We start from the raw sequence: 9475 nt of genomic DNA on the forward strand, positions 1-9475 counted from the left end.
ATGATTTTATACATCGTTGATATAGAGGGAATCCGGGAGATCCTTGCTATTCTTTTTTTGCATAAAATCTTGTATAAATAAAAAAGATTTTGATGTTATTATCAAGAAGTAATACATATCAGTGTTAAAATCAGAATGTATTTCGAAATTAAATCGTTTTTAAAATCGGTTTTCATATCGGTTGTAAGTGTATTCCGATTTTGATTAAAGTATTGATTTAATCATGTTTTATGAGTAAAAAACGTATTCCGTTTTTGGGGGAGGAATGAAAATTGGAACTGAAATCGGAAATGCATACACCAAAAATTGTTGCGGAACTTTTAGAGGTGACACCCGATTTGCTAAAGGTATGGTCAAATGAATTTAACATACAAACTGAGCGAAGCCAGGGAGGTCATCGTAGATACTCTAAGGAAAATATAGAAGAATTAAAAGCAATAAAAGAAAAAATACAGGTGCAAAAATGGTCTTACGATCAAGTTCGAGCATGGCGAAACGGGGAACTTGATTCGTTTGTTTCAAGAGAAGAAAAATCAGAATTAGAAAAGAAATTGAATGAAGTATTAGAAAATCAACAATTACAAAATCAATTCAATCAAGCACTCGTTCAAAAATTACAAGAAATTACGAATGAATTGGTTACGACAAAAGAGCATTTAGTTAATACGGAGAAAAAGTTGACAGAAGTAGAAGGTAAAAACAGCGAATTAGAAGTTTTTATAGAGAAGAAGCTAGAGAAGCGAGATCAGTTATTGCTTGAAAACATTAGAGATATGCAGAAGCAAAATCAGAAACAAAAACGGAAAGGTTTTTTCGGTTTGTTTAAAAATTAAATATGATTGATATTTTTGTAGGGTTCTAATGTCGGAAAAAGAAGAATAGAAATATAGCATACATACAATAAGGGAATGCAGTATAGATCAGTCTACAAGCATTCCCTTGCTATTATTATGTTACGTAGTTTTATAATCTTTTGTTTTTATTTTATATGTTTTTAGTATATTTTTAATTAATGGAACTTACCTTTTAAAATGACAGAATTTTTAGAATTATATAAATTTATATTAAATTTAAAAAATATTATATTTTTTAAATTTAATAGTTTACATGTTTTGGTTAATGATGTAATATTTGTATGTATTTATTAAAAAAGGGAGGAATTACCTTGAAAAAATTGGGATTAACAGCTTTGGTAGCTACAATGGGGATTGGAATTTTTACTGCAACAGATGCAAAGGCATTAAGAGATATCGATCCGATCGATTTTTCTATTAGTTATTCGTATACAAAAGATGTTCCTGGTGATGGTTATAAAATTTATCATGGACATCAAAGTGCTGGATATTATGTTGTTAATTTAAAGGAAAGCTCTGGTTCTGCTAATGTGAAAACTGTACTTCATAATTCAAATCATGAATCAAGAGGTTCTGGTACACTTGATAGAGGTACAAAACAAGCATTCTCTAATAGTGGAACTGCTGGTTATTATTATCATTTGAATATGAAAAGAACCTATAGTGGTGGAGATATTTATGTAAAAGGTTCATGGTCTCCTGATTCTCAAGACTAATTAAAAAATGTTTCTTTTATAAAAGGAATCTATGTAATTGATTATTCAATTAAGTCAAAGTGATTAGATAAATTTATTTAATCATTTTGACTGTTTTCCGTTTTATAGGTTAAATGTAATTTTTTTACACAAATTGGGAGGTTATCGTGAATAATATTATTAAAGATAGATTTATAAACAAATATAGTATTGGTTCTTTTATAGCATTTCTTTTGATTGTATTTTTTTCATTCTTTGTATCAAGTAGTATTTTTGAATCTATTTTTTTATATGATTATAGTAAAGGAGATTTAGCAGGTAAAAGTCGATTTTTTTTAGCTGAAAATTATCTTTTCAAGTCATCAACTTGGGAACTAATGACTTTTGATAGTATGTATTATTCTTTATTTTTGTTTACGCTACCTGCAACTTTTCCTATTATTGGTTTTTATAATGAAGGTAAAGGGTATTTTGTTCATGCCTATACAAGGATAAAAAATTACAAAAAAAGTATATTAGTTGTTATTTTACAATATTCAATTATTTCCGGTTTGTGTTTTGCTGGTCCATATTTATTGTTTTATTTGTTTGTTGCTTGTTTTAATTCAAACTATATTAATAGTCACATTGGATTATTAAATAGTATAAATTCTTATATTTCTTTTAATAATGCAATTGTATATTTCGTAGTGATTTGTTTTATAGTTAATTTTATTTTTGGATCTATATATGGTTTTTTTGCATGTACAATTGCATTATGGACAGAAAAAGTTTATTTTATTGTATTAATTCCATTTATATACTATTTGGTGATGTCAAATATTTCTGCGGCATTTAATTTTGAATTAATTTCTCCATTAGTAGGAATTTTATATAATACTTATAGTGGTGTTTCTTTATATCAAGTAATTGTTCCTTTACTAATTCCTTTATTTATAGGAATAGTACTTATTTTTCTTCATTTTAAACGAGGTGATAAGTTTGGTGTATAAATATAGCATTTTAAAAGCTCTTTTGTTGTCTTATATTTATTACTGTATTATTTATACATTTCCATATGGTTCTCAATTATCACCAAATATGTTTATTAGTGATAATTTGAATTCATTTATACCTTTTTTCTTGTTATATCTGTTTTTTATTAATAATTTTCAAATGTTTTTTGCAAATAGTATGTTCTTAGTGAGAAATAAAAGTTTAAGTAATTCTGTATTAGGAATTTTAAAAGAATTAGTACCTTTAAATATTTTGTATACGTTTGTTTTTGTTTTTGTAATAAATATTGTAAATATTCAACATTTTGGTAAGATTGATCTAATATATAGTATTAAATTTTTCATGTTAATTAATCTTTGTTTTATATTCCTTAATCTAGTTGTTATTATTCCTAGGATTATATGGGGAGGAATATCTTCTTTTATTAGTGCTTTATTTTTTATTATGTTAAGTATTTTTTCTATTTTGTTTAAAAAAGAAAGTGATGATTTTCTTTTTTTACCTTTATCTTTACATGCAATGCCTCTTAATACATTTAAAGACTTTTTAATAGTTATTAGTATATTTTCTCTGTATATCTGTTTGATATTTTTATTTATATTCTTTGTTAGAAGGTTGTATTATGGAAATCAAAAACATATTTCTTAAGATAATAAAAATGGTGTTTTTAATATTAATATTTTCTAGTCTGCTTATAAATATTAAATTTACGACTTTAATGGAATATCCTATATATAGTAATAAATCTATTTTATTGAATTATTTTGTTAAATTTTGGGGTAATACTCAAATAAAAAATTTAGATAGTTATTATATTTTGGATGTGTTTAGTATTGTAAGGCCTTTTATTGTTTTGTTTTTAGGAATTGTATTTTCTACTTTTTCTTTTATGAGTACACCAAGTACGTACTCTTATTTTACTTTCTATAGAAAGAGAAGAATGTATGATTATTGTATTTCTGAATCTTATCTTATTATTTTTAATGCTATAAGGTATGTAATATTATGGGGAGTTTCTATAGTTATATATGTGTTTTATTTTAAGTTTATAGAAAATATCTCAATTTTATTTGATTATGAAATATTGAAGTTATTAGTACTACATATTATTTTAATGTTAATTTTTATCTGTAATATGAGTTTTATATGTTTAATTTTAAATATTCTATACTCAAAATTAATAGGATTTATAGTGATAGTAGGAGGAACTCTTTTTACTATTTATCTTGATTTAAAGTTAAAAAGTATAAATATCATTTTATTTGATTATAATTCTTGTTTTATTGATAGTTTTATTATACAAATTTTTATTTTAGTGTTTTGTTTCTTAATTTATAAATATATATATAAATTATATATATTGAAAGGATGATAGAATTGTCTCATATTATTTCACTATCAAATGTATCAAAAAAAGTAAAAAAACAATTAATTTTAGATGATATTACATTAAAATTAGAGAGTAATAAGACATATGGTTTTATTGGATATAATGGTTCTGGAAAAAGTATGCTATTTAAAGTGATTTGTGGATTTACTTCTTATACATCAGGTGTAGTGAAAGTTAATGATAAAGTAATAGGAAAAGATATAGATTTTATTGAAGATGCTGGAGTTATAATTGAAGCACCTGAATTTTTACCTAAATTAACAGGTTATGAAAATTTATTTTTATTGTCTAAAATTAAAAAGATAATTTCTAAAGAACAAATAATAAATTCTTTAAAATTAGTCGGTTTAGAAGATCATATGAATAAACACGTTGGGAAGTATTCTTTGGGGATGAAACAGAGACTTAGAATAGCCCAAGCAATTATGGAAAATCAGTCCATTCTTATTTTAGACGAGCCTTTTAACGGTTTAGATAAGAAAGGAGTTATGGAGATACAACAACTTCTTTTAGAATTAAAAAAAGTTAAAACTATTCTTCTAACTAGTCACAATGAAAATGATATAAGTTTGTTATGTGATGTTGTTTTTGAACTTGAAAGTGGAAAAGTTATTAACGAAGAAAGGATGGTTAATAAGTGAAAAAAACATATTTATTTTTATTAATAATAGCTATTTTATTACTTTCATCATGTTCTAATGAAAGTAATAAGGGTAATTCTCGAACTAATGAGAGTGATAAACATACACAACAAGAAGATGAATATATGAAAAACAGGAAAACTTTTAATATTTCTTCAGAAAAGTTATTTACTTCTATTAAAAATAAAGAAGGGATTAAAAAAACATTTGAAAAAGAAGGTAGTTATAATGTTATTTCAGAAAAAAATATAATCCAAGCTTTTTTCCTTTCCAAGTCGGAAAAAGTTTCTAGTGTAGAAGTAACTGTAAATAATCGAAGCTTTTATAAAGATGAGGAAGAGAAAAAAATAGTATTAAGATTTTTTAAGGATTTATTCGAAAGTTTAGATATTAATTATGATGAAGAAAAACTATTATCTATATTAAAAGAAGATTTAACAAACTCTGCTGATATTAAGAATACAGACTATAAATATTTTAACTATAATGATCAGGCTTGGTTTAGTATAGTAGGTGTTTTTAATAATGGAGAGAAAAAAGGTAGTCCAACAGGAATTAATATCAATATAAATAAAAATAAACCTGAAGCTGATTAAAATAGATTTTACATTTCTTATTATAATATTTGTAATAAGAATAATACGAAGTTTGAGGGATGTCTATGAAACAACTTAAGGGAAAACAGGAGTTAAAATGGGTTCTAATTATATTAGTAGTTTTCATTGTTATATTTATAGTTAGAACTTTTATCTTTATGCCATTTAAAGTAGATGGGGAATCTATGGAACCAACTTTGCAAAATAAAGATAGGTTATTTGTTAATAAAGTTATAATAAAATTTTCTCCTATAAAATATGGGGATATTGTTGTTATTAAAAAAACAGAAGATCAGATGCATTTGGTGAAAAGAGTCATTGGACTAGCTGGTGATGTAGTAAAAATCACAGAGGGTAAACTGTATATAAATGGTGTAGAAAAAAAAGAAGCTTATTTAAATCAAGATTTATTAGAGCAATATAAACAATTAAATTATGCTGAACAAAAAATCCCGGTTAATAAAGTATTTGTAATGGGGGATAATCGTCTAAATAGTAAAGATAGTCGGAATGGTTTAGGCTATATAGATGAATCTGATATAGTAGGTAAAACTGAATTTGTATATTATCCTTTTAATAAAATAAAGTTTATTAATTAATAAGCTTTAATCTATCTCTTTGTATAGAATTAATTTAAAAAAGTGTAATATTCCATAAGTGGGGACAAAAAAGGAGTCTGTATTCAGGCCCTTTTTTATTTACCATAAGAGGTAGATATACAGTGTCTGTCAACGGTAAGCGGACAGAATGAAGCTGTAAGCGAAATGAAGGAGCATTAAGGAGTTGATCAGATTCACTATGCAACCCTCTTGTGGTTGTCAAAAGGTACCCTTTTGATCCTGCCTAACGGCGAGGGAGCCCCTCAAGGATTGAGGGGTTGGGGAGTTGGATTGAGGGGGTCTGGGGAAGAGTTCCCCAGTAGGTTTGGACAAAGTCCAAGGTTTGGTTTTGCCATGCTAAGCATGGATCGGCGGAGCCGAAAAGCGTCGCAGACCCCTATCGATTTTGATGCGTTAGCGTCAAAATACGTATAGGGTTACGTTAATTGACACAATTCCGTCGCCTGGCTAGACTTATTGTATCAATTAATCTAGGGGAAGTGGTGGCACTTTATATTGTTCTCTATTTCATTTAATCAATCTCACCAAAGTTCATTAAGCCATAATAACAGAGAAAACATTCATGGGAATCCTGGCATCGATCCATCCAGATTAGACGAGAATATCTACTTTGTTCAAAAGGACATCCGAAGTGTATATAAGGATGTCTTTCAAGAAGCGGTGGACAAGTATAATGAGAAACAAAAACACAATGACCGTAAGATTCAGGACCACTATGACAAAATACATAAAAATGAAAAGACACATGAGCAACGAGAATTGGTTGTAGAGGTTGGAGAGGGTAAAGATGACCCAATGTATGGGGGATCCAAAAAAGAGGCGTTAAAACAGTATGCTGAGGTGTTTCAAGAGAGAAATCCGAATCTAGCTGTTTATAACATTGTTTTACATGATGATGTTTAAAGTTTTATGTAGAAATTTGTGGTAAAATGAAAAAGAACCTTGCTCCAACAAGGTTCTTTAAAAATTATTAATTAGGAAACAGTAGGAACCGACCAAGGAAACCTACTAAACTCAATATTCTATGTACATTTTAACATAACAAATATATATAAAACAATAATTGATGTAATTGAATTACATAGTATATATGTTTTTACTAGGTTTCTAGTTTCCTATGAAAAATAGGAGGAGAAATATGAGTAAAGTTGTTAATTTTGAAGATGCAGAAAAAAAGGCTAAAGTTAGAGAAAATAAGGTAGAAGATTTAATTGGACAAGCTCAACTTGGTTTGTCTGCTGAACAACAACAATTATTATTACAAGTTTTACATAGTACAACTGGTGAAGATTATTTTATTGGTAAAAAGAAAAAACGAACTGATGGGGTGAAGTTCGTGCAAATGATTACAGAGAACATTGATTATTTGTGTGAAATTGGGTATTTAACTCAACCAGAAAAGGCATTTTTATTTGATATTTCGAGATTTCTAGAATTTAAATCTAATGTTATTGTTGAAAAAAATGATGATGAAGTTAAACCAAATGCTGCTTCTCCAAGTTATTTGGCAAAAAAATTAGGGAAAACAAGAACATCTATTTCTAAAATGATGAATGATTTACTTGCTAAAGGAGTTTTAGGAGTTGCAGAAACAGGAGTAACAACTGAAGATGGACGAACTTGTTCATCTCGTACTTGGTTTGTTAATCCAAATGTTTTATGTAATGCACCAAAGGATGATGTTGATAGGGCCACACAGCAAATTTTTGCAAGGGCATTACGAGATATTCAACTTGAAGGAAGTAAGAAAAAACATAAGTTGCCTATATATTTATTTTAAAAAAGTGCAATTAGCTATTGCACTTTTTTTGTTTGTTCTTTTTTACAAAAAATAGGTGTTAATTTTTTTTAACACAGGTGTTAATTTTTTTTAACACCTCAAACCTTTTAAACCCTTGCTATTACTGACTTTCTTCACTTTGCTCTTCTCACTCTTATATATATAGCTAAAAGTTCCGCAAGGAACGGGTTGTATTTTTGAGAAAAACACTCAAAAATCTCCACCCTCAGAATCAAAAAGTCGTTCTGTCCTTGCGGAACTTTTTTCGGCTCGTGTGCTTTTCTCGCCAAGCCGACAGACAAAAAGCAAAGCAATGGTTCTCGACTTGGACAAGCAAGTATACGAGCCGAACCGCTTAGATCATTCGTCTCAAGATAGTTCTTATTCTAAAAATAGATACGTAATACGTGGGGTTTCGCCCCCACACGACGAGCCAGCACTCTAGCCAAAAAGCAAATTTCAAACCAAAAGATCAAAACAAAACCAGGTTAAGTAAAAAAGTCGATTCCTTGAGATGGAAATCGGCTTTTTTAATAAGTAACATTTCCTTAGCGTTGTAAATCCGCATTTTCCTGACGCTACCCCATATATATCATATACATGTCCGGTTAACATAAAGTCCTATTATTAGCAATCGTATATTCGTTAAAAGCTTTTTGGAATAGTTAGGATCTTATCGGGAACATTAATTTTTATGGAGGTGATTGTAATGAATAATAACAAACAACCAAACAAAACTTCTGCAGGAACAAACGCTGCATCTGCATCTAACAAATTTGGAACGGAATTTGCTAGTGAAACAGATGTACAAGCAGTAAAACAACAAAACGCTCAAGCAGAAGCTAAAAAGAACCAACAATCTAGCCAACAATAAAGTTAACAAACAAAGGATATTTTCCATAATTGTGGGAAATATCCTTTGAGCAAACTATCCAAGATGCGATAAGACATCACTCATGAAACTCAATTACGTAATAGAAAAAGACTACTTCTTTTAACTGGGAAAAGGTAGTCTTTTTCTGTTTTTAAGCTGTATATGGTATACAATTTTAGTTAATATAACGCATCATTATGGGGATTCAATGTATTTAGAAGACTATTAAAAGTCCTCCAGATTGTTTAACTGGGGGACTTTTGTGTTGACATAATTATCGATATCGGAAGTTATTATTTAGGCAATTCCCTTTGCTTTTTTATGGTTTATATATCGTATCGGAATACGAATCTAAACATTCCTTTGTAGCACGGACATACAATTTTTCTAAAACATCATCAGAAGCATAAATATTCATCCACTCTATACCGTTGGAAGCCGACAAACAAAGTGCAACTTTACCTTGCTTAGCCATATCTTTAGAATATCTAACGGCTGAAATACTTTCCCCTGTATTAGGATTATCTAAAATATCAGGATCGTAACAGTAAGAAAGGATATCTAGATTTTCAAATTGTTCTAATCCCATCACAATTACAATAGAACCTCTTCCCCATCCCGTCACATTCCATAATTGTTCGTATCCCTTTATAGCTTCTTGATTCAAATCAACTTTGTATTTGTTACGAGTAGAAATGAGTATATGAGAACATTGTTGTAATAACTCCGAATTCTTTTGGATCCCATAAACATAGCAATCCGTAGCAAATAAAAGTAATGGTCGCAAAATTAGATCATGTGCTGGTAAACTAGAATGTTCATTATAATCTCTAAAATGACTTGGCATTAAATTTACGGAAAAGTGATTCAAATAAGATGTATCCTTTCTGTTGAGAACTATAAGCTCATTATATCACTTTATAAGGCTGTATATCAGATTCATGTTTGGTTAACATAACGTCTCATTATCGGTAGCAACTATTTTGATAGAATCCTTGTTTTTATAAGGTTTCTTGCTTTCATGTCTAT

10 protein-coding genes and 1 pseudogene are annotated in these 9475 nt (G+C 28.4%); 10 read left to right on the plus strand and 1 reads right to left on the minus strand.

Features of this window, described 5'->3' with window-relative positions; translation table 11 throughout:
* Positions 1-272 precede the first annotated feature (272 nt).
* The 10 genes and pseudogenes from JDS80_RS29775 (at position 273) to JDS80_RS29820 (ending at position 8446) form a co-directional block, all read left to right on the plus strand.
* A complete protein-coding gene (locus tag JDS80_RS29775; RefSeq protein ID WP_199640709.1) occupies positions 273-833 on the plus strand; it encodes a MerR family transcriptional regulator in 561 nt (186 codons plus the stop codon).
* 332 nt (positions 834-1165) lie between these two features.
* Positions 1166-1570, plus strand: a complete 405-nt coding sequence (locus JDS80_RS29780; protein ID WP_199640710.1) for a hypothetical protein — start codon at positions 1166-1168, stop codon at positions 1568-1570.
* 146 nt (positions 1571-1716) lie between these two features.
* A complete protein-coding gene (locus tag JDS80_RS29785) occupies positions 1717-2541 on the plus strand; it encodes a hypothetical protein (protein WP_199640711.1) in 825 nt (274 codons plus the stop codon).
* Positions 2542-3167: 626 nt separating this feature from the next.
* Positions 3168-3917: a hypothetical protein gene (locus JDS80_RS29790; RefSeq protein WP_199640712.1), complete on the plus strand. Its 750-nt coding sequence runs from the start codon at positions 3168-3170 to the stop codon at positions 3915-3917.
* Positions 3914-4576: an ATP-binding cassette domain-containing protein gene (locus JDS80_RS29795; protein ID WP_199640713.1), complete on the plus strand. Its 663-nt coding sequence runs from the start codon at positions 3914-3916 to the stop codon at positions 4574-4576. Before JDS80_RS29790 ends, JDS80_RS29795 begins: the two co-directional genes overlap by 4 nt.
* Complete coding sequence (locus tag JDS80_RS29800; RefSeq protein WP_199640714.1) at positions 4573-5172, plus strand: hypothetical protein; 600 nt, start codon at positions 4573-4575, stop codon at positions 5170-5172. The genes JDS80_RS29795 and JDS80_RS29800 overlap by 4 nt, the downstream gene beginning before the upstream one ends.
* Positions 5173-5237: 65 nt before the next feature.
* Positions 5238-5771, plus strand: a complete 534-nt coding sequence (lepB, locus tag JDS80_RS29805) for a signal peptidase I (protein ID WP_199640715.1) — start codon at positions 5238-5240, stop codon at positions 5769-5771.
* 513 nt (positions 5772-6284) lie between these two features.
* Positions 6285-6689, plus strand: a pseudogene (locus JDS80_RS29810) (plasmid recombination protein); the annotation flags it as partial.
* 241 nt (positions 6690-6930) lie between these two features.
* On the plus strand, positions 6931-7572 hold the full coding sequence (locus tag JDS80_RS29815; protein WP_098305341.1) for a MarR family transcriptional regulator: 642 nt from the start codon (positions 6931-6933) through the stop codon (positions 7570-7572).
* A gap of 709 nt (positions 7573-8281) precedes the next feature.
* A complete protein-coding gene (locus tag JDS80_RS29820) occupies positions 8282-8446 on the plus strand; it encodes a gamma-type small acid-soluble spore protein (protein ID WP_165927691.1) in 165 nt (54 codons plus the stop codon).
* Positions 8447-8765: 319 nt separating this feature from the next.
* On the opposite strand, the gene JDS80_RS29825 is transcribed toward JDS80_RS29820, so the two are convergent.
* Positions 8766-9317: a hypothetical protein gene (locus tag JDS80_RS29825; protein WP_097861054.1), complete on the minus strand. Its 552-nt coding sequence runs from the start codon at positions 9315-9317 to the stop codon at positions 8766-8768.
* Positions 9318-9475: the final 158 nt, after the last annotated feature.

Source organism: Bacillus cereus group sp. N8, assembly GCF_016483685.1.
Taxonomy (GTDB): Bacteria; Bacillota; Bacilli; order Bacillales; family Bacillaceae_G; genus Bacillus_A; species Bacillus_A proteolyticus.